Origin of the sequence: Sporomusa termitida, assembly GCF_007641255.1 — a bacterium.
In the GTDB taxonomy this organism is placed as follows: Bacteria; Bacillota; Negativicutes; order Sporomusales; family Sporomusaceae; genus Sporomusa; species Sporomusa termitida.
The window spans coordinates 2,988,089-3,010,629 of the sequence record NZ_CP036259.1 but is presented as its reverse complement, the minus strand read 5'-3'; the positions used below and the strand labels follow the sequence as shown (position 1 = coordinate 3,010,629).

Here is a 22,541-nt window from a genome sequence, read left to right as displayed (position 1 = left end):
GTTCCGTGTTAACGGTAAATAAAGGCGGGCGTGCTGTTGCACGCCCGCCTTTATTTACTTCATTACCGTTCCTTTAACCAGGTAGCCTGATGGGCATTAATGCCTCTAAAGGTGTGGATAAATGCTTCCAGGGGGGTTAGGTTGTAGGTCCGTGTGGAAAATATAGCCGCATCAACGGCCGCACCGGTGTTGGCATCAAGAACGATTTGATGGAAGGTAATCAGATAGGAATCTTTTTGCTCTTTTAAACGAATCCCGGTTACCTCCGGCACAATGATCCATTGGCAGCCGGCGGCAACGGCCTCTTCCCGCCAGTTGCCGGTGCTGGTTTCAGCGGTAATCAGGCAATCAGGCAGTGTTTTGCGGTATTCATCCATTAACGCTTCACGCATATACCAAAAATCATCTGCCAAGGCAGCCGGCAGATTGTCTTTCATGGGGGCAATATAGACCCGGCCGGGATTGGCTGCCTTTTTGGCAACAGGTTCAGCAATGCTGACGCCGGCTTGCCGCGCCAGCTGCCGCTTATCATAGTAATTTTTTAAAGCGGCATCAACGTAACCGGTTATTTTGTGGGGGTCATTAATTGTGGCCGGCTTTTGCCAAATGATTTCGCGGCCAAACTGCTTGTAGCCGCCAACTAAGGTCTGTAGGACACCGGTTACGGGATCGCCGTCGATCACAACCCGGGTTAACGGCAGGATCGGCGTATAGGCAGCAGCAAAAGCGTCATTCCCTATCGCCGGAGCACCGAAGGTAATTACCTGCAGCTGCTTAGCTTTGGTCCCCAGGTTGAGCAAGCGGGCTCCGGCCAGTGTGGCTGCGGCCCCGCCTAAACTGTGGCCGGTCAGATAGAGTTTATCATTAGGATTCATGTGCAGCAGATCAGGCAGCATAAGCGGCGTGTTTTCCGCATTGCGGAGGACCGCCGACGGGCCGGACTGGATAAATTCGTTAAAACCCTTGTGGACCTGGGGGGCAGTCCGGGGTGGGTTTTTGTTGGCAGCATTGAGGGCAAATTCTTCAGCCGTGCTGCCGGCAAAATAAACTTTGTCGAATTTTAGATTGATCTTCATATCATCGGTGGTTTCTGTCCCCACAATGGCCAGGACGTACAGGTTTTTGCCCGGTTCATTTTCTTTCTTGGCCAGCAGGAACCGGGCACCGCTGCGGGACCCGGGCTGAACATAATGGTCAATATGCCACCCTTCCTGTTCCAGATAACGGCTGGCCAATTCCCCGACCCGGTCATGATAGGCAGCTACGCTGGCGGCAGCGGCTATGTAGAGGGCATGGGCTTCCTCATAATCCTCCCGGGGACCGGCGTAGCCAATGGCTGAACTCCAAAACAAGATAACACTTAAAAGAAGCAGCTGAATTTTTCTCATAATCCCTCCGGCGGCTGACCGTGTCTCTATGTCAGCTGGCGAGTTGTACCTATTGTAAAGTATGGCTGTTGTAATTACTTTAATTGTACGTGATAGGCAGCAACTGTCAAGAATAATTTCAGTGTCAATATATTCCTGAACGGCAGGCCCCCGCTCCCTGCCCGGGAATGGGGGCCTGTCATTGTTTTTAGCCGGTAAAGATCCGGTACAGAAACACCCCGGTACTGGCCAGGGCTAAGAGGATAACACCGCCGGCGCCAAACCGGTTGCCCTGTTTGTGTTCATACAGGGCGTAGCTGCCGGAGTGAATGCCTGCCAGTATGGCTACAATTAAAAAAGCTATATCGGTCATTCGTCAGCCTCCGTCTTGATGGGTGAGGACTTATACATGAGCCCGGTCCGTCTGGTCTTTACTGAAACATTGAGGTTAAATCCGACAGTCGGATAAATTTTATACCAGTTGAGTTGATCAACTTCACTGAAATTGCTGAAAAGATTGCGGGCATGCAAGCCAAAGCCGACCACATCGCTACCCAGCTCCTGGGTGTGGGCCAGCATTTTCTCCATCTGATTTGTCAGAACATTGGCGATGTGTTGTTCAAGCAGCAGCCCATATTCCCTGTTCTCGTAATTAATGCCGCTGGGAATACTGGTTATTTCCCCCTCAAGCAGCAGCTTGATGGTAAATACCAGCCTGCCCTCCAGCCAGGCTGGCTTGATTTCCGGCTTTTGGCCAAGCCGCAGATGGACATTGATGCCATGCTGCGGGGCTAGCGGGTCGGTCACGGTAATAAACCCTCGGACAAAGTCCCCGCTGAGGATGGAAACCACCCGTGTTTCCTCATTGTTCAGCGCACCGACCATTTTATCGGCTACAAATACGGCGGTGCCGATTACCTCGGCCGGGTCACCGCCTTCACGACCCAGCCCGGCAGGATAATAAGCGACTGCCTCTTCGCCCTTGTCCTTGTTGTCAACAGGCTTGGGCTGGAGATCCAGCGGGTTAATGCCCATATAGGTGGCATAGGGGGCACCGCTGGTAGATTTCAATCTTGTGTAAAACTGGTGCAGATTGGAAGCTAGAAAATAGCCTGTATCCTGCCGGGACGTCAGGGAGTTTTCCAGCCAGCGGGAAGGAAGCTTTTCCATGGAGGGTTTGTTTTTTTGCATGAATTCCTGAGCGGAGCCCCGGGTAACCGTGATAAACATGGAACCGCGAAATTCCCGGAACCGCAGCAGCGGCCCCAGTATATCACCAATCCCCTGCCTGGCCAAATCCTCGCCGATGATCACCGCTTTGGTATGAGACAGATTAGGGGTGCGGGCAACCACCGAGTTCAGCAGGTTACGGGCTTCCGCGAGCGAGGGGGCAACAATGGTGATAAGAAAAGTACTGGCTTCACCTGTGCCGTTCTCTTTGCCGCCTTGCCCCTGACCGGTTGCGATCTGATAGGTAATAATACTCTGGTTGTCAGGCCCGGGGTCAATGCCGACACTGACCACATAGGCAAAATCATCAATCTCTCTGCCCCCGTTGCAGCCGGCAGTGCATACGGTAAGCAACAGCAAACAGGCGGCAAGCTTTAAGCGGATGTCCACGATTTTTTCTTCCTTCCTTTAAATACCGTTGCCGCAAATAATAGCAAAGGTATCCCATAGAGACCGGCATTGTGCAGGGTCACGGTTACAATCGTATCCAGCCGGATGACGCTGGCAATATCCGGCGGGATCATGGCGATTCCGGTTACGAGCAGGGCCAGGGAGGCAATAAGCGGACGCGGGGTCGAAAGGTTGAGGGCTCTTGTTAACAGGTAGCAGGCAATATAGATATCAATAGCAATGCTCATAATGCCGGCAATAACCCACAACATGATAAAGAGCGATTCAACCCTTTGGATATAGCGGTTGAGATAGACCAGGCGGGCCATTTCAAAAAAAGGGATGGTTTTCTCAAGGGCTATTTTGGTCCCGAAGGTGAGCGTAAACACGAATATGGACAGTGCTTTTAGCAGGGTGCTGCCACCCAGGCCGAAAATCGCCGCCCGTTTGATGGTGCGCAGGTTTTGCAAGACCGGACCCAGCACAAAGAGGATCAGGACGCCGAAATTGATCCCGGAAACAGCTATCCCTGACCGGACGGCTGTGCCGAAGCCATGCCCCTGCCACGGTCCCAGCAGGTTGATATCATAAAAGGGGGTGAGTGCTGCCATGACAAACCCGAGGCTGGCAACGCCAAACGGCAGAATAATATAGGCGGTGCGGGCGATGCATTCAATCCCCAGGTAACAGAGAATAACGGCATTGACTGTATACCAGGAGATCGCATTGTTAAACTCCATAAACGGCAGCGCCGTCAGCAGCGTGTTTTCAGCAAACTGGCGGAGCAGCAGGGCGGCGTCACTAACAAACATTGTGATCAGCACCAGCGATACCGCCCGGGCGCCAACTTTGCCTAACAGCTGCTGGGTTACCGCATAGATATCGCCCTGATTCCGTTGGAACACGTACAGTAACATATACACCGGAATAAGTAACGTAATGAGCGGCAAGGCAACGGCAAACCAGGCCAGGCCGGCATTAGCTTCAATCGTTTGGGCCGGGCGGGTGAGGAAGATCCGGGGGAAGGTATTGAGAAAGACCAGGGCCAGCCCTTCGCTGATCCCCATATGACCGACATGGTAGCTTATGGTTGATCATCTCCTTCCTGCGGGGCAGCCGTGGTCCACCTGCGGCTAATATGGGGCTGCCTGGTGGGATCTTTGGTGTTCAGCGCATCCGGCCGGGATTCCTGCCGGAAAACAGCGCCCCGTACGAATACATCAAGGCCCCCCGTTGACTTCGGGGAGATCGGCGAGAGATAAGGCATGCCAAAGGATTTCATATAAGCCAGGGTCGTGATCAGCAGGAGAATCCCCGACGACAGCCCGACCAGTCCGGCTATCGCCGCCAGCAGCAGCAGGCCGAACCGGACGGATCTTACGGCAAAGGCAAACCGGTATTCCGGGATCGTAAATGAGGCCAGGCCGGTGATGGCAATAATGACCACCATAATCGGGCTGACAATATGGGCGGCCACTGCGGCCTGCCCCAGGATGATAGCGCCGACAATGCCAATGGTAGAGCCCAGGATATTCGGAATTCTCAGGCTGGCTTCACGAATCAGCTCAAAGGATATTTCCATAACAATAACCTCAAAATAGGCCGGAAACGGGACATCGCCCCGGGCGCCGACGATCGCCAGTACTAATTCGGTGGGCAGGGCCTCCTGGTGAAAGTAGCTGATGGCAATATAGAAGGCCGGCAGCATTGTGGATATAAGTGTACCGACAACTCTTAACACCCGCATAAAGCTCCCGGCCGGCACCTTCAGGCTGAAATCTTCGGCCGAGTGCAGCAGCGCAAACATATCGACCGGGACTACCAGCACAAAGGGGTTGCCTTCCAGGATAATGGCCACCCGCCCCTCCGCGAGATGGACCGATACCCGGTCAGGGCGTTCTGTCGATATTGTCTGCGGAAAGGGTAACTTGGGATGATCTTCGATAAATTGTTCCAACAGGCCGATGTCGTCCACGTAATCTGTCCTGATACTGCCAATCCGGCGTTTGACTTCAGTGACCAGGGAGGCATTAGCAATTGATTTTACATACATGACGGCACAATTGACCCGGCTGCGTTCGCCGATTTTAATCATTTCGGTCACAAGATCGCTGGTGCGGAGCATGGTTCGGATCAGGGCTGTATTGACACGCAGATTTTCGCTGAAGGCCATCTGGGAGCCGCGAATGGACTGCTCGGTGGTGGGCTTGGCAACAGCACGGTGCTCCCAGCCTTTGGAACCGATAATAAGCAGTTCATCGACACCATCAATTAAGAGGACGGTGTCGCCGCTGTTAATGCCATCCTGCAGATCGGTGAAGGTTTTTCCTGCCACCACCTGATTGGCAGGCAGTATTTCTTTTCTAAGATGACTGATCAGCCCGGTGCCGTTGCGGATGCCCTGGGGGGGCGGCATCATCAGTAATGGCTGCATAATAGCCAGGTTCAAAAGCTTGGAGTCTACCATGCCGTCAATAAACAGCAGGACTGCCGGCACCGGTGGGCGGAGCGGCAGGGTAATCTCCCTGACGACAAGGTCTTTATTGGCAGGCAGCTCGTACAGGCGGTTGACGACATGCAGATTTTCTTCCAGGCTTGGCCGCAGCGGGGCTGATCCCAGGCTTGTACGGTCTTGCTGGCTATCATAGCTCAGGAGCAGAGGGGTTAACTCTTGCTGCTGCTGCTCAAGGCGGTGAAACTCGGCCTCAAGCCCCAGGCGGCTTGCCTCATCCGGCTTTTGGGTTAACGCCGCTTTGGCTTTTTCCATAAGGCTTGTAATACGGTAAGCCTGCCGCAACAGCGAACTGAGCTCGTAGTGCTGCTCTTTGAGGCCGGCCCGGCCGGCTTCCTGGTGCGGGTCAGAGGCTTCTTCCGGCCGGGGTTTTTCTGCCGGTGTTTCCTCAAGGATAAACGGTGCGGCCTGGGGGGGCGGTTGATAGAGCAACAGCCTCTTGAAATAGCGGTATATTATAAAAATCGAGTTATCGATCAGCGCGCACCACTCCTTTGCTTCTGTGGATATTTTTAGCATTATTAGCATATTTATACTGTTAACCGGTAAATACAGCAATGTTAAGTTATTGCCCAGTACCTTGCAAAGTTAGGTGTTAGTTTTAGGGCGAGACAAAAGGGCAAAGGGCCAGGAAGCACCGGCGACGCCTACTGGCAGGGGGCTGCCAGGAGGGGCTGACGCCGCCATTTGCCCTTTTGGCCGTCAGCAAACTAAAAGGATAATGTGGTCAAGACACTAAACCTACAAAATCCTACATGATCTTACAGTAAACCCAGAGAAATGGCGATTGCTGAATATAATTGTTGCAGCTATAATTATTATAGAGAATATTATAATTATAATTTACGGAGGTTAAAGGCTTTGTTTGTCAGCAATAGTTTAAAAGCAAGATTGATTGTGCTGCTGGTTTTATTTGCTCTGATTCCGGCCTGTATCAGCGGCAGCGTGGGCGGTTACATAAATTCACAGGCGATTAGGGAGTCCACGATCCATGCCAACCTTAATACGGCCCAGCAAATCGGCAACGAAATTACGCGGATGGTAGACGATGCCCAAGGGGTTGTAAAGCTGCTTGCCGACACACCGACTGCCAGGTCAATGAATCCGGCGGCCATGAGAGAACTGGTACTGGCAGCCCAACAGAATCAGTCCATCTTTGAACTGATTTTTGTTATGGACGCCACAGGCATGCAGATTGCCAGAACCTCGGGCAGTCTGGCTAACCGTGCCGACAGGCCTTATTTTAAAGAAGCGATTAAAGGGAATAGTTTTTTCACCGATGTCTATATATCATCTTTCACCAATGCTCCCTGTATTACGATTGCCGTTCCTATTAAAAACAGTTCCGGGCAGATTGCCGGTGTTATGGCGGCCGACGTCAGTTTACAGGCTATCTGGGAAATAGTTGATGAGGTACGTATTGGACAAACCGGCTATGTTGATGTTGTGGACAATAAAGGCACGGTGATTGCCCATCCAGACAAAGAGCGTGTACTGAAAAAAGAGTCTTTTGCTGCTTATGATTATATTGCGCAGGCTATGAACAGCCGCCAGGGTTCGCAGGAGGCAGCCTCGACCCGGGGCGACAGGTCTCTTGTTACGTATTCGTCGATTGACGGCTATGGCTGGGGCGTTATTGTCTATGAACCAATCGGAGAGGTCATGGCCGCCGTTACCCAGGCTGCACTGGCAACCGGGGCTGTAACCCTGCTGGCCGTCTTGCTTGCCTTGATTAGTGCGTATTATGCAGCGCGGAATATTGTGCGCCCCCTTGACAAGCTGGTGAATGCGGCCGGCCAGGTGGCGGCCGGGGATTTGGCCCACGTGATTGAAGTGCGGGGGGTGGCCGAGATTAACCAGCTCACCGCTGCCTTTAATGCCATGATCCGGTCACTCCGGGGGCTTGTGGCCAAAACCTCGGCTACTGCTGAAACGGTGGCCGCGTCATCGGAAGAACTGGCGGCATCGTCCGGTGAGGTTGGCAAAGCCGCTGAGGCAGTGGCGGTCACCATCCAGGGTGTGGCCGCGGGGGCTGCCGGCCAGGTGAATAGTGCCGAGCAGTCCGTTCAGGTCATCCGGGAAATGGTGACGGCAATGACCAACACCGGCAGAGCCGCCCAGGCGGTGGCGGCGGCATCGCAGCAAAGCGAGCAGGTGGCTGAAGCCGGATCTGAGCAGATTGGCCTGGCTGTCATTAAAATGAATGAGATCGAGCAGGATGTTAACAGGGCTACGAAAATGATTCATGCCCTTGGTGATAAATCGCGGCAAATTGGCCAGATTGTTGATGTAATTGCCGGGATTGCGGGGCAAACAAACCTGCTGGCGCTGAATGCGGCGATTGAAGCCGCGCGGGCCGGAGAGCAGGGCCGGGGGTTTGCCGTGGTTGCGGATGAGGTTCGCAAACTGGCTGAACAGTCGGAAGCGGCCGCCCGGGAGATTGCCGGTATTATCGAGGCGATCCAGACGGAAACGGTAGCCACTGTCAATGCTATTGATCAGGGCGGGCGGGAAGTAGCCGCCGGTGTCCGGGCAGTGGAAAACTCCGGAGCTGCTTTTAAAGAAATATATGGGGCGGTTAAAAATGTGCGGGCTGAAGTCGGCCGGATTGTGGCGCTGACCAAAGAGCAGCAGCGGCGCAGCGGTCAGGTGGAAGCAGCAGTTTACAGTATTGCTGATTCGGCCCGCCTTAATGCCGCCAGTGCCGGGGAGGTGGCGGCCGCCAGCCAGCAGCAAAACGCCAGTGTACAGGAGATCACCGCCGCCGCCGCCAGTTTGGCCCACATGGCGGCTGAGCTGCAGCAGGCAGTGTTGAAGTTCCGGGTTTAAGAGACCAAGACTAGCAAAAAAGGCCTAACCGCATACGCAGTTAGGCCTTTTTAACAAAAAAACGTAATAAATCCCTGTACTCGCTTTTGGAAAAGGCAGGAATGTTGTATAATATAAGGATATAATATAATGGACACATACCCTAAGGAGGATTTGCATGAATACTGAAACTGATTATATGGATAAAGAAGCTGAAGCCAATCCTGCTATGCCTGCTAATTTTATTGAAGTGATCATCAATGAAGATATAAAGACAGGAAAATATGGCAGCCGCGTTCACACCCGCTTCCCGCCGGAACCGAACGGCTACCTGCATATCGGGCATGCCAAGTCCATTTGCCTGAACTTTGGACTGGCTCTCAAATATGGCGGCAAATGCAATCTGCGTTTTGATGATACCAACCCGACCAAAGAAGACGTCGAGTATGTGGATTCTATTCAGGAAGACGTCAAGTGGCTGGGCTTTGACTGGGATGACCGCAAATATTATGCCTCTGATTATTTTGAAAAAATTTATCAATATACGGTAGAACTTATTAAAAAGGGTAAAGCCTATGTCTGTGATTTGTCGGCCGAAGAGATGCGCCAGTATCGCGGCACCCTGACTGAGCCGGGCACAGAGAGCCCTTACCGGAGCCGGACAATAGCGGAGAACCTGGCGCTGTTTGAAAAAATGAAAGCCGGCGAATTCGCTGAAGGCAGCCGGGTACTGCGGGCGAAAATTGATATGTCTTCCCCGAATCTTAACATGCGGGACCCTGTTCTTTACCGGATTATCCGCGCTAAGCACCATCGTACCGGCGACACCTGGTGCATCTATCCGATGTATGATTATGCCCATCCTATCTCAGACTCCATCGAAGGTGTGACGCACTCGATTTGCACACTTGAATTTGAGGATCACCGCCCGCTGTATGACTGGACGCTGGCGGCGTTAGGCATTTATCAGTGCCAGCAGATTGAATTTGCCAGGCTGAATCTTACTAATACGATCATGAGCAAGCGTTATCTGCGGCGGCTTGTGGAAGAGGGATATGTCAGTGACTGGGACGACCCGCGGATGCCCACCATTTCCGGTTTGCGGCGGCGGGGCTTTACGCCGGCAGCAATCCGCGACTTTTGTGACCGGATCGGTGTTGCCAAAAGCAACAGTACTGTAGATGTGGCCTTGCTGGAGCATTGCATCAGAGAAGATCTCAATGGGCAGGCAAGCCGGGTTATGGCTGTGCTGAAACCCTTGAAGCTTATTATTGACAACTATCCGGCCGGGCAGGTGGAAGAGCTTATAGCTGAAAATAATCCGGAAAACCCGGCGATGGGGACACGGACAATCCCATTTTCCCGGGAAATATATATTGAACAAGATGATTTTATGGAAAATCCGCCGAAAAAATTTTTCCGCCTGGCGCCCGGAGCTGAAGTCCGGCTTAAGCATGCTTACATTATAAAGTGTGAACAGGTGGTAAAGGACGAGCAGACCGGCGAGATTGTGGCCGTACACTGCACCTATGACCCTGAGACCAGGAGCGGCAGCGGCACTGCCAACCGCAAGGTCAAAGGCGTATTGCACTGGGTGTCGGCGGCACATGCCGGGAAGGCCGAGGTACGCCTGTACGATTACCTGCTGACAAGCCAGCAGGACCAGGAAGACGAAGGCGCAGAGGCCAAGGATTTTGTGGATAGGCTCAACCCCAATTCCCTGGAAAGACTGGTTGACTGTCTTGTTGAACCTAGTATTAAAATGCCGCCAGTGGGAAGCCGGTTTCAGTTTTTACGCTGCGGTTATTTTGCCGTGGACCGGGATTCAGTACCAGGCAAGCCGGTGTTTAACCGTATTATATCCCTAAAAGATTCCTGGGCTAAGCTTGATAAGAAAAGACTTGGCTTGTGACGAGTCCTTTAGGACGATGGCAGAAGCCGCCTGTGCCCTGTAGGGTATATTCGTTCTTATGTCCACAGAATTTATTTATAAATTCTGGTAGACCAAGAAATAACAGCACGAAAGACTTTTGCCTGGCAGGCCTGCCGGTAAAAGTCTTTCTGCCATCTGCGAAGCGGGGTATGTTGCCGTGTTAGTCTTGATTAAGTTCCTGTATATAACCTTTCTGCTGCCGCCCGGTTTGTTTATTGCCATTTTGACAATGCTCTGCCTGGGGCTGTACAGGCGCCGGCAGCAGGGGGCTGGGGCGCTGGCGGTAATCGCCGTCCTGCTGTACCTGATTTCCATTCCGTTGGTCGGTGACTGGCTGATGCGGTCGCTGGAAAGCCGTTACCAGCCGCCACCGCGCATCAGCGGGGATGTTATAGTGATGCTGGGGGGCGGGGCAACGGCAGATACCCCTAATGTTCATGGCCAGGGGCATTTGACAGGCTTTGCTGCCAACCGGCTGCTGACGGCAGCGCAGCTGCATTATATAACCGGGGCGCCTGTTATCATATCCGGCGGCCAGGTGTTTGCCAATACCGGCAAAGAGGCGGAAATTGCCAGGCATATTCTGCTGGGACTGGGGATTGCCGCCGATAAAATTATTGTGGAAGGACAGAGCCTTAATACCGCCGACAATGCCAAATATACGACAATGATTTTGGCGGCGGAGGGGTTTACCAGCCCGATCCTGGTGACCTCCGCGTTCCATATGAAGCGGTCTGTGGCGCATTTTGCTAAATATCAGGTGGCAGTGGTGCCCTATCCCACCGATTACCAAACGAATACAAAGTTTATTTTTGAATGGCATCAGCTGTGGCCCCGGGCGGATGCGTTCTATAATTCGCAGCTGGCTGTCAAAGAGTATCTCGGCCTTATGGCTGTTAACTGGTTTTAATGAATTCTGAGGAGTGGTATTTTGAATATTTTACTTATTGGCGGCGGCGGGCGTGAACACGCTTTAGCCTGGAAACTGAAACAGAGTCCCCGGGTGGAGAAGCTATACTGTGTGCCGGGGAATCCCGGCCTGGCTTCGCTGGCAGAGTGTGTGGCGCTGGATATAACTGATAATGAAGCCTTAGGCAGATTTGCCTTAGCCCATGACATCGGTTTAACCGTGGTCGGGCCTGAACTGCCCTTGACCAATGGCCTTGTCGACCATTTTACCGCTCTTAATCTTAAAGTATTCGGCCCGTCCCGGCAGGCGGCGCAATTAGAAGGTTCCAAGGCTTTTGCCAAAGGGATTATGCATAAATACAACATTCCGGCTGCGGCCTCCGCCGCCTTTGCCGATGCGGAGAAGGCCATTGCCTACATACAGGAGCAGGGGGCGCCGATTGTGGTAAAAGCTGACGGCCTGGCTGCCGGTAAGGGCGTTGTTGTCGCCATGACTGTGGAAGAGGCAATTGCGGCAGTGACTATGATTATGCAGGATAAGGCCTTTGGCAGTGCCGGCAATCTGGTGGTTATTGAAGAGTATCTGGCAGGGGAAGAGGCCTCGCTGCTGGCCTTTACTGACGGTTTTACCGTCGCGCCCATGATCGCCGCCCAGGATCATAAGCGGATATTTGATAATGATCAGGGGCCCAATACCGGCGGGATGGGCACCTACGCGCCGGCGCCGGTGGTTACCGAGGCGGTGCGGGCGCAGGTAACGCGGGAGGTATTGCAGCGGGTGGTGGATGCCCTGCGCCAGGAGGGGATTATCTATAAAGGCTGTTTGTATGCGGGCTTAATAATTACTGAACAAGGACCCAAGGTCATTGAGTTTAATGCCCGGTTTGGCGATCCGGAAACCCAGGTTGTGCTGCCGCTCCTGAACAGTGATTTGGTTGCTGTTATGGAAGCCTGTGTCGACGAACGGCTGGCAGATATCACGCTGGAATGGGCAAACCAAGCCGCCGTGTGTGTGGTACTGGCCGCTGACGGGTATCCCGGCAGCTATACCAAAGGTGATCCTATCAGCGGTCTTGATCGGGTCCAGGCCCAGGGGGCCATCGCTTTTCATGCCGGGACAGGCTGCAAAGACGGCCGGATTGTAACCAATGGCGGCCGGGTGCTGGGCGTGACTGCGGTAGCCAATGATATTCAGGCGGCAGTGGCCAAGGTCTACCAGGCTGTGTCTGAGATAAAGTTTGCCGGCATGCAATATCGTAACGACATTGCTCACCGGGCGTTCAACCGGAAGTAAATGCAGGGTGCAGAAGGAGTGCATACTTTGGATGCTGGTTTAACAGCCATTAATTTACTGGTCATTGTTGTGACTGTTATTGGCATTGGCTTAACTGTTATCGGCTTACCCGGGAATTGGCTGATTTTTTTCGTGGCCCTGGGTTATGGTTATCTGGCACCCTTTGCCGCTATGAATAATACGGCCTTACTCATTCTGTTTGGCGCCGTACTGGCCGGGGAGCTGGTTGAGTTTGTAGCCGGTTCGTTAGGGGCAAAAAAGGAAAATGCCTCGAAAACGGCGATCATAGTCGCCTTTATCGGCGGTATCGCCGGCGGGATCCTTGGTACGGGGATAATGCCGGGCCTGGGTTCCATTGCCGGGGCCGTCGGCGGTTCTTTTGCCGCCGGCTATCTGGCAGAATATGCGGCTACAGGCAACCGGGAAAAGGCTGGACGGGTGGCAAAAAGCATTGTTGTCGGTCAGGCATTGGGTCTTATCTTCAAATTAGCGATAGCCATCGGGATGGTGGCGCTGATTATTTCCAGGCTAACGTGGGCAGGGTGACAGGAGGAACCATATGAAACGACAGCAAATACTGGATGCCGCCTATACTGTTTTTTCCCATAAGGGATATCACCGGGCCACTGTGGATGAGATTATTGCCATGGCGGATACCGGCAAAGGCACGGTATATAATTATTTTGCCAGTAAAGAGCAGCTTTTTTATACCCTGGTCAAAGAGCGCAGCGCAAAATTTGAAACTGAGCTCAACCGGCTGGCCGGTCTTGATGAAGTGCCGCTCATCAAAATAAAAAAAGTGATCAAGGTGTTTTTAGAGTTTTATGTCGCTAATGCCGATTTATGGCGGGTGCTCATGCATGAAATGCGCGGTCTGGGCCATGAGGAATCAACAAATTTTACTGCGGCCCAGCGCGAAAAATACCGGGAAAGATTTGTCCATACCATTGGCGTACTGGAAACGATTTTGCAAGCCGGAATTGAGCAGGGGGCTATTCGCCCGTGTGATGTGCATAAAGCGGCCCACGGGCTGTTTAGTGTCATCGTAATGATGGTTTTTCAGGGCTTTGTCGATGCCCAGGCCGATTCGATTGAGGCGAATGCTAATAATATTGCCGATATTTTTCTCTATGGTGTTGTGGCGCGTTGAATGCAACAAGAAAACCCCTGACGTGGTCTTGCAGGCTGTGCGTATAGCAGTTACTTTTGAAATACAAGGGAATAATTTTACTTTTGGCATCGCCCCAAAATCAGATGCAACGCGCGCAGTAGCATCACCATAAACGAAAACAATGTCGTATAATTAAAGTGTGGCATAAGGTCGATACTTTTTGAGCTAAGAACTCGACCCCAAAATTGATATGACTTCCTGCTTGAACCACATATTGTCCAGCTCATTCGGGAGAGCAGAGCCGCCGTAGCTGTCGCCCATTCCCTACTGATAGCGATCTACCACATACTAAAAACAGGCGTTCCTTATCGAGAGTTAGGTTCCGAGTATTACAATCGATTTAACCGGGAGAAGAAAATACAATCATATTTGAAAAAATTAGCGGCTTTGGGTTGGGAGCTCCCCACCACAGCTACGGCCTAATTGCCTACATACCATAAATTTTTGGGCCCTAGACTATAAGGCTTGTATTTGTGCGCCCTTTTTTTCTGACACATAGGAGATGTTTTCATAGTAAAGTAACAAAAGGTCTAGGCCCGAAGCCTCCAAAAGCTGAAAAGCCGGACAGTATTCCTAAAATCCGTAAACTCGCTGCGCTCAAACAGACGGATTTTTTAACGGAATACCGCCCGGCTTTTCTCCTGCGGAACGCTTTTTCCGGCAATGGCCGGTGGGTTACCGGGGTTACGGGGGCCCCTTCCCCTTGCTCAAGTCCGGCATTGAATCTTGGTTCCCTGCAGTCTATAGGACTGTTAGCCTGTCAAAACTTATAAATTCTTATTTCCACAGAATTCATTTATGAGTTCTGGCAGACCCAAAAAAGGCTTGCGCCTCTTTCTCTGCGAAAGGGTGCAAGCCTTTTTTTACTACTGGTTAGAAGGCCGGGACAATGGCGCCCTGATATTTTTCGTTGATGAATTTTTTAACTTCCTCAGAAGTCAGGGCTTTGGTCAGCGTTTGAATTTCAGGGCGGGTTTCATCCCCTTTGCGGACGGCCAGAATGTTGACATAAGGCGAGTCTTTCTGCTCAATAAAAAGGGCATCTTTGGCCGGGACCAGTTTTGCCTCCAGGGCATAATTGGTATTGATAACCGCTAAAGCAACGTCGTCCAGGGCGCGCGGCAGCTGGGGAGCTTCCAGTTCGCTGATTTTAACGTTTTTGGGGTTTTCTGCGATATCTTTTACCGTGGCATTAATCCCTGCACCGTCTTTCAGTTTAATAATGCCGGCTTTTTCTAAAAGGGCTAACGCCCGGCCGCCGTTGGTAGGGTCGTTAGGAATGGCAACCTGGGCACCGCTTTGCAGCTCATCCAGGCTTTTGATTTTCTTGGAATAGATGCCCATTGGCTCGATATGTACGGCGGCGGTATAGGTTAGATCCAAATTACGCTCGCTGCTGAATTTTGTCAGGTAAGGAATGTGCTGAAAGAAATTGGCGTCAAGCTCTTTTTCGGCCACGGCAATGTTCGGCCGGACATAGTCGCTCATTTCGACAATAACCAGATTAATTCCGTCTTTTTCCAAAACCGGCTTGATCACATTGAGAATCTCGGCGTGCGGTACAGCGGTAGCGCCAACCTTAACCGTCTTTTTTTCCACAGCTGCCGGCGCCGGGGTCTCTTTGCCGCCGCAGCCGCTGATAAACGCGGATAATGCCAATAAGACTGTAATCAGTAATAAGGTAATTTTTTTCATACATTATTCCTCCCGGATAAAAATATAATGTGGTTGTTGACAGCAGGCAGAAGTGATTTGCGGTCCTCCCTCCATGGCCAATAATTAAAGCCTCTCCGACAGTGTGAAGAGGCTGGTTGTCCAGTTCTTCATCTGTCAGGAGTTAATCCTGTTGGAATTGGCACCGTTTCACCTGCGCGATGGTTGCCGCGGCGTCATAGGGCCATTCCCTCAGCCAGCTCTTGATGAGTATATTTAATTTACAAAATTTATGATAACATGGCAAAATGTATCTGTCAACAGGATTATTAATGTATTATTTACGTGAAGAAGACAAATTTTATTATATAACCTATTTTAATTAAATAAAGATAAAAAGGATTAAAGAAGGAAAATCCGGGTTAACAGCGAACTAAGCATATCAATAGCAAGTATTACAGGGAGGCGCATAGCATGCCGGTAAATCCCAAATTGAAAGATGAACTGACAGATCAGTTGTTCAAGGGTATTTTGTCGCTGCAAACTGAAGAGGAATGTTATCAGTTTTTTGAGGATGTTTGTACAATCGGCGAGATCAAAGCCATGGCCCAGCGGCTGGAAGTGGCTCGCTTATTAAAAGCAGGGGTCATTTATGATGATATTGTGGCCTCGACCGGTGCCAGTACAGCGACAATCAGCCGGGTAAAACGCTGTCTTTATTATGGTGCCGACGGGTACAAGGCAGTATTGGGCCATTTAGAGGGAAATAAGGCTGACGAAAAGGGGGTGTAGTTATGAGCAAAAATCAGTTTGTACCGCAAATCCCTTACGGTACCCGGGACCTGCTGCTGCGGGAAGCTAAGCAGAAGCGGATTGTCGAAGGCTCGCTGGCTGAACTATTTTCCCGTTGGGGCTATGATGAAGTGGTAACCCCAACGTTTGAATATATTGAAACCCTTACGGTCGGTACCGGCAGTGATATGCACCAGCATGTATTTAAGTTTTTTGATAACAACAACCGTATTTTAGTGCTTAAACCGGATATGACTACGCCCATTGCCCGCGTGGCGGCGACCAGGCTGAAGGATGGGCCGCTGCCGCTGCGGCTGTTTTATCTGACCAATGTATTCCGCCACGAACAGGCTCAGGCCGGCCGGCAGTGTGAATTTTATCAGGCCGGGGTTGAACTCTTGGGTGCGCCCGGCCCGGCGGCTGATGCCGAGGTGGTGGCCCTGGCCGTGGAAACCATGCTGGAATCAGGTCTGGCTAATTTTCAGGTCAGTTTAGGCCAGGTGGATTTTATCAACGGCCTTATGGCTGAGAGCGGGTTAACCCCGCAGTGTCAGCAGCAGATCAAATGCGCTATGGTATCACGGGATTTAGTAGGACTTGGTGAAATCTTGGCGACAAGCGGCTTGACCCGGGGTGCACAGGCTTTGCTGCAGCAAATCCCTTTGCTCCATGGGCAGGAGGAAATGCTGAACAAGGCCTGCCGGCTGGTAAATAATGACCTTAGCCGCAGGGCTCTGGACAATCTGGCCGATATCCGCAGGCTGCTGGCCGGCTACGGTGTTGACCGGTATGTGAATTTTGACTTAGGGATTATTCGTGATTTTGATTATTATACCGGCATGGTATTGGAAGGTTATACACCCGGCCTGGGCTTCCCGCTCTGCGGTGGCGGCCGGTATGACAAGATGCTGGCTTCTTTTGGGGTTGACAATCCGGCCACAGGTTTTGCGCTGGGCATTGAACGGGTGCTGCTGGCGATGGAACGGCAGGGGATCAGTGTCAGTGTGCCGGCGCCGGAGGTGTATATTGCCTGGGCGGAAGGCCGGCTCTCGCCGGCGATTGAGGCGGCGCAGCAATGCCGTAAAGACGGCCGGCGCACCAAACTGGCCCTGGCCCCGGCGGCCAGGGATAAGGCCGAGCTGCTGGCGTCCGCGTCCGGCTATGAAGAGTTGATTTATATTGAGTAAACGGGTTAAACAGCTGGTCTCAGCCTTGTCGGCCCGGATTACCCAGCAGGACCGGGAGTTTGTTGCCAGCCATTTAACCGCCGGCCAGGCTGCGCTGTTTTGGCAGATGAACCTGCCTGACCAGCGGCATGCCCTGAATGTTGCCTATACGGCGTCTGCTCTTGGCAGCGGCGATTGTACGATTGATCAGGAACTGCTGCTGCAGTGCGCCTTGTTACATGATGTTGGCAAAGTACGGGGCGATGTCAGCACTTTTGATAAAGTATTGACAGTTATTCTGGATAAGGTAGCTGCCGGTTGGGCCAGAGGCTGGGCCCGTCCGGGGCGAGGCGGCAAAGTGGCCAATCTGCGCCATGCCCTATATATTTATTATCAGCATGCGGCCCGGGGGGCCGTCATGCTGCAGGCTATCGGCGCTGCCCCGGCCATGATCAGGATTGTGGAGCGGCACCATCAGGCCCCGGCAGTTGATGATGAACCGGAACTGGTAATATTGCGCCTGGCCGACAGCCGGCATTAATACCCTTTTATTTTATCAACAAGGTTAATCATATCCCGCCCCTGGACAAAGCGGGTGAGATTGTCGGCAAACAGCTTAACCGCCCGGTCGAGATAGGCCGGTGACAGGGAGGCCATATGCGGCGTAATGATGACATTGGGCATATCCCACAGGGGGTTGTCGGCCGGCAGGGGCTCGGTGGTAAACACATCCAGGCCGGCGCCCTGAATCAGCTGCTGCTGCAAAGCCGCAATCAGGTCGGCTTCGTTAACAATATTACCCCGGGCAATATTAAAAAAGTAGGCCGAGGGTTTCATCGCTGCAAAATGAGGCAGGCCGATCAGGTTATGAGTATGTTCGGTGAGCGGCAGCGCAATGACGACAAAATCGGCCTGGCCCAGCATCTCAAGCAGGCTGTCGTTATCGGCAGGGTATAGTTTATCAACAAACAGCTCGGTCGTAATTTCCTGCTTGCTGGCCAGGACCTTCATACTCAGGGCTTTCGCCTTTTTTGCAATTTCCCGGCCAATGGAGCCCAAGCCGACAATCGCAATTGTTTGGTCATGCAATTCGCTTGTGGGCATGCGCTGCCATTGTTTCACCTCCTGCTGGCGGATACTGACAGGCAGCCCCCGGTTAAAGGCCAGCATCAGGGCTAAAACGTGTTCCGCTACGGGGATACCATGAATGCCCTTGGAATTGGTCAGGAGGATGTCAGCTGCCTGGATTTCAGGAAAAATCAGCCTTTCAACACCGGCGCTCAGGGCGTGAATCCATTCAAGGTGCGGCGCGGCCTGATACAGAGGTCTGGTTTCCAACCAGCCCCAGGTAACGAGTATATGGCAGGTAGACATTTTTTCGAGGGCGCTGCTCTCATCAGCGACCGTTATAGTGATATCAGGATCCACTGCCTGCAGGGCCGCCAGATGACGGTCGGCAAGCGGATTGAGCACTACTATATTAAGTACAGGCATACAGAACCTCCTTATCAGGTTTATTATCCTGCCATTTAGTTCTACATATGCAGAGACTTTTCCTACTAGAAAATGTAAGGACAACGATAGGTAAAAAAAGAATATATAGGGATTGACGCTCCTACTGCATGGTGTTAATATATTATTATATTAACACTTTAATTAATTAAAGTTAAAATGGAGGCATGAAATGACCTCAAATGATATGGATTATTTAACAATTGCCTTACCGAAAGGCAAGTTATTCGATCTTTCGGCAAGCCGCCTGGGCCAACTCGGTTATACTGCCGAAGGCCTCAGCGAGAATTCGCGTAAATTGGTGATTGCGAACGAGGCTGAAAAAATCCGGTTTATTATTACTAAGACCGCTGATTTGCCCACCTATGTTGAATATGGCGCCGCTGATGTCGGGATCATTGGTAAAGACGTACTGGCAGAGGAAAATAAAGATGTTTACGAGCTGCTCGACCTGAAATTTGGTTTTTGCCGGATGATGGTAGCTGTGCCGCAGGTGCTCAGGCAGGAAAAACTAAGTGATTATGCCCATATGCGGGTGGCTACCAAGTATCCCCGGGTGGCAGAACGTTTTTTCCACAGTAATGGTATCCAAATGGAGATTATTAAACTCAATGGCTCGATTGAACTGGCGCCGATGGTGGGGTTGGCTGAAATTATTGTTGACCTGGTGGAAACCGGCCGGACATTAAAAGAAAATAATCTGCTGGAAGTGGCTCAAATCCACACCGCAACCGCCCGCTTTATCGCTAACCGGGTCAGTTTCAAAATGAAATTTGACCGGATCAACCAAATGGTGGCAGGATTAAAAGCGCTGGTGGAAAGTGAGGGAAAAGCATGAAACGGATATACAGCAGTTATTTGAGCAAAGAAGAAATCGCAGAGATTATGGAAAAACCGGCTTTTGACAAGGTGGCGCTCGGGGCCGGGGCCAAGGCCAAGGTAAAAAAACTGTTTGGTGAAGAACTGCCGGCAGTGCAGGTTGCCCAGCGGATTGTCGATGATGTGCGCTGCCAGGGCAATGAGGCTGTCTTAAGGTATACGAGATTAATAGACGGTGCCGATTTTACGGCCGCAACGCTGGAGGTAACACAGACTGAGATTGACAGCGCAGTGGCCGGGATTGATCAAGGGGTGCTGGCTGCCCTGGCGGCTGCGGCTGCCAATGTTAAACAGTTTCATGCCGAAAAAGTGCCTGAATCATGGTTTACCGAACGCGAGCACGGGGCTGTTCTGGGACAAAAATGTACGCCCCTGGACCGGGTGGGCATCTATGTGCCCGGCGGTACCGCCGCCTATCCTTCGTCTGTTCTGATGAATGCCGTGCCGGCAGCTGTGGCTGGGGTGCAGGAGATTATTATGGTTGTGCCGCCGGATGCAGAAGGCCGGGTTAATCCCTATGTCCTGGCAGCAGCTAAGCTGGCCGGAGTCACTAGAATATTCAAGGTGGGCGGGGCTCAGGCCGTAGCAGCGCTGGCTTTTGGGACGGAAACGATTCCGCGGGTGGACAAGATTACCGGGCCCGGCAATATTTTTGTAACTTTGGCCAAAAAGGCCGTCTACGGGCATGTCGATATTGATATGCTGGCAGGTCCCAGTGAAATTTTAATTATTGCCGACAGTACGGCCGATCCCGGTTATGTGGCGGCAGACATGCTGAGCCAGGCTGAACATGATGTTTTGGCCTCAAGTATTTTGATTACCGATAGTGCTGATTTGGCCGGCCGGGTGGCGCAGGCAGTCGAAAGTCAGCTGGCGGCACTGCCACGTAAAGCTATTGCCGCTCAGTCGCTTGAAGATAACGGCCTGATTATTATTACCAAAGATATTGAGGAGGCGGTTGAACTGGCCAATCTTGCGGCCCCTGAACACCTGGAACTGTTAACAGCCGAGCCTTTCAAGCTGCTGCCTTTTGTGCGGCATGCCGGTGCCGTATTTATGGGACCTTATTCGCCGGAGCCGCTGGGCGACTACTTTGCCGGCCCCAATCATGTATTGCCCACCGGCGGCACAGCCCGCTTTTATTCGGTGCTTACTGTGGACACCTTTATGAAAAAGACCAGTGTTATCGCCTATACACAGGCGGCCTTGGCCGCCGTCAGCAGCCAGGTGATTCAGCTGGCTGAAGCCGAAGGGCTTGCTGCCCATGCCAGTGCTGTCAGGATAAGGGGGAATTAATATGTTTATGCCCCGCGCCGGGCTGGAAGCATTACAAACATATTCGGTGGCCGACACCGATTGGGCCATCCGCCTTGATGCCAATGAACGGCCGACAGATTTGCCGCCGGCGGTTAAAGCCCGGATCATTGAACGGCTGGGGCTACTGCCCTTTAACCGTTATCCTGAGATCAGTGCGCAATCGTTAAAAGCCGTGATTGCGGCGGAGTTTGGCCTGCAGGCGGCCAATGTTCTGATTGGCAACGGCTCCAGTGAGATCTTAGAGGCCCTGTGTTTTGCCTATGGCGGGGCCGGCCGCAGCATTGTCTATCCCAGTCCGTCGTTTTCCATGTATGGTATTTATGCCAAACTGGCAGACAGCCAGCCGGTGCCGGTGGCGCTGCAGGCCGATTATACGCTGGATGCGGATAAAATGCTGACGGCGGCTGAGCAGGCTGCGGCCGGTGTTATTTTGCTGTGTAATCCGAACAACCCAACCGGCACGGTGATGCCGCCCGAGCAAATTGAATATATTGCCGCCAATACCAGGAGTCTGGTGGTAGTTGACGAGGCCTATCATGAGTTTTATGGCCGGACGGCAGTCAGCCTGCTGGGCAAATATCCGCATGTGGCGGTTGCCCGCACCTTCTCCAAGGCTTATGGCCTGGCCGCAGCCCGCGTGGGTTATCTGTTAGCCAGTGAGGCTGTTGCCGGCACGATCGGCAAGGTGCTTTTACCCTATAATATAAATGCCTTAACACTCATTACCGCCGAGACGGTGTTTGGTATGCGCCGGGAGTTTGCCGGCAGTCTGGCTGAAACCAGCCGGGAACGGGAACGGCTGACCGCCGCCCTCGGTGCTGTTGCCGGCATCCATGTATATCCTTCGCAAACCAACTTCCTGCTGGTAAAGAGTGAGCAGGCCCCTGAACTGGTGGCCCGCTTCCGCCGCCGGGGCATTGGTGTGCGCGACTTTAGTGCTGCGCCCGGACTGGCCGGCTGTATCAGGATTGGTGTTGGCACACCGGCGGAAAACGATGCTGTATTGGAGGTGGCTGCCGGATGAGCCGTACTGCTGTAATCGAGCGGGTAACCGGAGAAACCGCCATAACTGTTTCCCTGAACCTTGACGGCAGCGGCCAGGCCAAGGCGGCCACCGGCATTGGTTTTTTTGATCATATGCTGATCCTGCTCAGTAAACACGGGCTGTTTGATCTGCGGGTTGACGCCCGGGGTGATCTCGAGGTTGACGGGCATCATACTGTGGAAGACACCGGCATTGTTCTTGGGCAGGCCCTGGCTAAAGCCCTGGGGGACAAGGCCGGCATCAAACGCTATGGCACCGCCTTTGTGCCGATGGACGAAGCCCTGGCTATGGTATCGCTGGATATCAGCGGGCGGCCGTATCTGGTGTTTGAGGCGGTATTGCCAAGTGAACGGGTCGGCCAGTTTGACAGTGAGCTGACAGAGGAATTTTTGCGGGCAGTGTGTGTTCATGCCGGCATTACCCTGCATGTGCGGCTGCTGGCAGGCAAAAATACCCATCATATCATTGAAGCCATCTTTAAGGCCTGCGGCCGGGCTCTGGCTGAGGCCACCCGCCGGGACGAACGGATACAGGGCGTTATGTCCAGCAAGGGGATATTATAA

At 52.5% G+C, this 22,541-nt stretch carries 20 protein-coding genes and 1 riboswitch; of the genes, 13 read left to right on the top strand and 7 right to left on the bottom strand.

Going from position 1 to position 22,541, the window contains the following annotated elements:
* Positions 1–62: 62 nt before the first annotated feature.
* The 5 genes from SPTER_RS14220 to SPTER_RS14205 all read right to left on the bottom strand — a co-directional run bounded on the left by SPTER_RS14220 (position 63) and on the right by SPTER_RS14205 (position 6,027).
* The gene (locus SPTER_RS14220) at positions 63–1,388 is read right to left on the bottom strand and encodes a lipase family protein (protein ID WP_144350998.1); all 1,326 of its coding nucleotides are present in this window, start codon (positions 1,386–1,388) and stop codon (positions 63–65) included.
* A 187-nt stretch (positions 1,389–1,575) separates the two neighbouring features.
* A complete protein-coding gene (locus SPTER_RS24805) occupies positions 1,576–1,740 on the bottom strand; it encodes a hypothetical protein (protein WP_170233285.1) in 165 nt (54 codons plus the stop codon).
* Positions 1,737–2,987 (bottom strand): Ger(x)C family spore germination protein, encoded by a 1,251-nt coding sequence (locus SPTER_RS14215; protein WP_170233284.1) that lies wholly within the window; start codon positions 2,985–2,987, stop codon positions 1,737–1,739. The genes SPTER_RS24805 and SPTER_RS14215 overlap by 4 nt, the downstream gene beginning before the upstream one ends.
* Positions 2,972–4,054: a GerAB/ArcD/ProY family transporter gene (locus SPTER_RS14210; protein ID WP_144350996.1), complete on the bottom strand. Its 1,083-nt coding sequence runs from the start codon at positions 4,052–4,054 to the stop codon at positions 2,972–2,974. Before SPTER_RS14210 ends, SPTER_RS14215 begins: the two co-directional genes overlap by 16 nt.
* Before the next feature lie 17 nt (positions 4,055–4,071).
* The gene (locus SPTER_RS14205) at positions 4,072–6,027 is read right to left on the bottom strand and encodes a spore germination protein (RefSeq protein WP_246105306.1); all 1,956 of its coding nucleotides are present in this window, start codon (positions 6,025–6,027) and stop codon (positions 4,072–4,074) included.
* 333 nt (positions 6,028–6,360) lie between these two features.
* Here SPTER_RS14205 and SPTER_RS14200 point away from each other — a divergent pair, with 333 nt between their 5' ends.
* The 6 genes from SPTER_RS14200 to SPTER_RS14175 all read left to right on the top strand — a co-directional run bounded on the left by SPTER_RS14200 (position 6,361) and on the right by SPTER_RS14175 (position 13,593).
* Entirely contained in the window at positions 6,361–8,328 is a 1,968-nt protein-coding gene (locus SPTER_RS14200; protein ID WP_144350994.1) for a methyl-accepting chemotaxis protein, read from the top strand.
* A gap of 157 nt (positions 8,329–8,485) precedes the next feature.
* Positions 8,486–10,219 (top strand): glutamine--tRNA ligase/YqeY domain fusion protein, encoded by a 1,734-nt coding sequence (locus tag SPTER_RS14195; protein WP_246105305.1) that lies wholly within the window; start codon positions 8,486–8,488, stop codon positions 10,217–10,219.
* 178 nt (positions 10,220–10,397) lie between these two features.
* Entirely contained in the window at positions 10,398–11,150 is a 753-nt protein-coding gene (locus tag SPTER_RS14190) for a YdcF family protein (RefSeq protein ID WP_144350993.1), read from the top strand.
* Positions 11,151–11,171: 21 nt separating this feature from the next.
* The gene (gene purD, locus SPTER_RS14185; RefSeq protein WP_144350992.1) at positions 11,172–12,443 is read left to right on the top strand and encodes a phosphoribosylamine--glycine ligase; all 1,272 of its coding nucleotides are present in this window, start codon (positions 11,172–11,174) and stop codon (positions 12,441–12,443) included.
* A 27-nt stretch (positions 12,444–12,470) separates the two neighbouring features.
* Positions 12,471–12,989, top strand: coding sequence for a DUF456 domain-containing protein (locus SPTER_RS14180; protein WP_170233283.1), 519 nt, complete (start codon positions 12,471–12,473; stop codon positions 12,987–12,989).
* A 13-nt stretch (positions 12,990–13,002) separates the two neighbouring features.
* Positions 13,003–13,593 carry a TetR/AcrR family transcriptional regulator gene (locus tag SPTER_RS14175; protein ID WP_144350990.1) on the top strand — a complete coding sequence of 197 codons (591 nt, stop codon included), beginning with the start codon at positions 13,003–13,005 and terminating at the stop codon, positions 13,591–13,593.
* Between the two features lie 894 nt (positions 13,594–14,487).
* Here SPTER_RS14175 and SPTER_RS14165 read toward each other — a convergent pair.
* Positions 14,488–15,309, bottom strand: a complete 822-nt coding sequence (locus tag SPTER_RS14165; RefSeq protein ID WP_144350989.1) for a MetQ/NlpA family ABC transporter substrate-binding protein — start codon at positions 15,307–15,309, stop codon at positions 14,488–14,490.
* A 125-nt stretch (positions 15,310–15,434) separates the two neighbouring features.
* A riboswitch (SAM riboswitch) is annotated at positions 15,435–15,540 on the bottom strand.
* 201 nt (positions 15,541–15,741) lie between these two features.
* Here SPTER_RS14165 and SPTER_RS14160 point away from each other — a divergent pair.
* From SPTER_RS14160 to SPTER_RS14150, 3 genes are read left to right on the top strand one after another with little or no spacing between them, the layout of a single operon-like run.
* Positions 15,742–16,059, top strand: coding sequence for a YerC/YecD family TrpR-related protein (locus tag SPTER_RS14160; RefSeq protein ID WP_144350988.1), 318 nt, complete (start codon positions 15,742–15,744; stop codon positions 16,057–16,059).
* A gap of 2 nt (positions 16,060–16,061) precedes the next feature.
* A complete protein-coding gene (gene hisZ, locus SPTER_RS14155) occupies positions 16,062–17,246 on the top strand; it encodes an ATP phosphoribosyltransferase regulatory subunit (protein WP_144350987.1) in 1,185 nt (394 codons plus the stop codon).
* Positions 17,239–17,766 (top strand): HDIG domain-containing metalloprotein, encoded by a 528-nt coding sequence (locus SPTER_RS14150; RefSeq protein ID WP_144350986.1) that lies wholly within the window; start codon positions 17,239–17,241, stop codon positions 17,764–17,766. The genes hisZ and SPTER_RS14150 overlap by 8 nt, the downstream gene beginning before the upstream one ends.
* Here the strand turns inward: SPTER_RS14150 and SPTER_RS14145 are convergent.
* Positions 17,763–18,719, bottom strand: coding sequence for a D-2-hydroxyacid dehydrogenase (locus tag SPTER_RS14145; RefSeq protein ID WP_144350985.1), 957 nt, complete (start codon positions 18,717–18,719; stop codon positions 17,763–17,765). The two genes, SPTER_RS14150 and SPTER_RS14145, sit on opposite strands and share 4 nt — an antisense overlap.
* Positions 18,720–18,909: 190 nt before the next feature.
* Here SPTER_RS14145 and hisG point away from each other — a divergent pair, with 190 nt between their 5' ends.
* From hisG to hisB, 4 genes are read left to right on the top strand one after another with little or no spacing between them, the layout of a single operon-like run.
* Positions 18,910–19,575: an ATP phosphoribosyltransferase gene (gene hisG / locus SPTER_RS14140; protein WP_144350984.1), complete on the top strand. Its 666-nt coding sequence runs from the start codon at positions 18,910–18,912 to the stop codon at positions 19,573–19,575.
* Complete coding sequence (gene hisD, locus SPTER_RS14135) at positions 19,572–20,912, top strand: histidinol dehydrogenase (RefSeq protein ID WP_144350983.1); 1,341 nt, start codon at positions 19,572–19,574, stop codon at positions 20,910–20,912. The genes hisG and hisD overlap by 4 nt, the downstream gene beginning before the upstream one ends.
* A gap of 1 nt (position 20,913) precedes the next feature.
* Positions 20,914–21,957, top strand: coding sequence for a histidinol-phosphate transaminase (gene hisC / locus SPTER_RS14130; protein ID WP_144350982.1), 1,044 nt, complete (start codon positions 20,914–20,916; stop codon positions 21,955–21,957).
* Positions 21,954–22,541 (top strand): imidazoleglycerol-phosphate dehydratase HisB, encoded by a 588-nt coding sequence (gene hisB, locus SPTER_RS14125; RefSeq protein WP_144350981.1) that lies wholly within the window; start codon positions 21,954–21,956, stop codon positions 22,539–22,541. The genes hisC and hisB overlap by 4 nt, the downstream gene beginning before the upstream one ends.

Excerpts from the sequence above, each read along its gene's own strand:
- SPTER_RS14145 (WP_144350985.1), bottom strand. The coding sequence starts at position 18,719 with ATGCCTGTACTTAATATAGTAGTGCTCAATCCGCTTGCCGACCGTCAT.
- hisC (WP_144350982.1), top strand. The coding sequence starts at position 20,914 with ATGTTTATGCCCCGCGCCGGGCTGGAAGCATTACAAACATATTCGGTG.
- SPTER_RS14175 (WP_144350990.1), top strand. The coding sequence starts at position 13,003 with ATGAAACGACAGCAAATACTGGATGCCGCCTATACTGTTTTTTCCCAT.
- SPTER_RS14210 (WP_144350996.1), bottom strand. The coding sequence starts at position 4,054 with ATGGGGATCAGCGAAGGGCTGGCCCTGGTCTTTCTCAATACCTTCCCC.
- SPTER_RS14160 (WP_144350988.1), top strand. The coding sequence starts at position 15,742 with ATGCCGGTAAATCCCAAATTGAAAGATGAACTGACAGATCAGTTGTTC.
- hisD (WP_144350983.1), top strand. The coding sequence starts at position 19,572 with ATGAAACGGATATACAGCAGTTATTTGAGCAAAGAAGAAATCGCAGAG.
- hisB (WP_144350981.1), top strand. The coding sequence starts at position 21,954 with ATGAGCCGTACTGCTGTAATCGAGCGGGTAACCGGAGAAACCGCCATA.
- SPTER_RS14220 (WP_144350998.1), bottom strand. The coding sequence starts at position 1,388 with ATGAGAAAAATTCAGCTGCTTCTTTTAAGTGTTATCTTGTTTTGGAGT.
- SPTER_RS14205 (WP_246105306.1), bottom strand. The coding sequence starts at position 6,027 with ATGCTAATAATGCTAAAAATATCCACAGAAGCAAAGGAGTGGTGCGCG.
- SPTER_RS14165 (WP_144350989.1), bottom strand. The coding sequence starts at position 15,309 with ATGAAAAAAATTACCTTATTACTGATTACAGTCTTATTGGCATTATCC.
- SPTER_RS14195 (WP_246105305.1), top strand. The coding sequence starts at position 8,486 with ATGAATACTGAAACTGATTATATGGATAAAGAAGCTGAAGCCAATCCT.
- SPTER_RS24805 (WP_170233285.1), bottom strand. The coding sequence starts at position 1,740 with ATGACCGATATAGCTTTTTTAATTGTAGCCATACTGGCAGGCATTCAC.
- hisZ (WP_144350987.1), top strand. The coding sequence starts at position 16,062 with ATGAGCAAAAATCAGTTTGTACCGCAAATCCCTTACGGTACCCGGGAC.
- hisG (WP_144350984.1), top strand. The coding sequence starts at position 18,910 with ATGACCTCAAATGATATGGATTATTTAACAATTGCCTTACCGAAAGGC.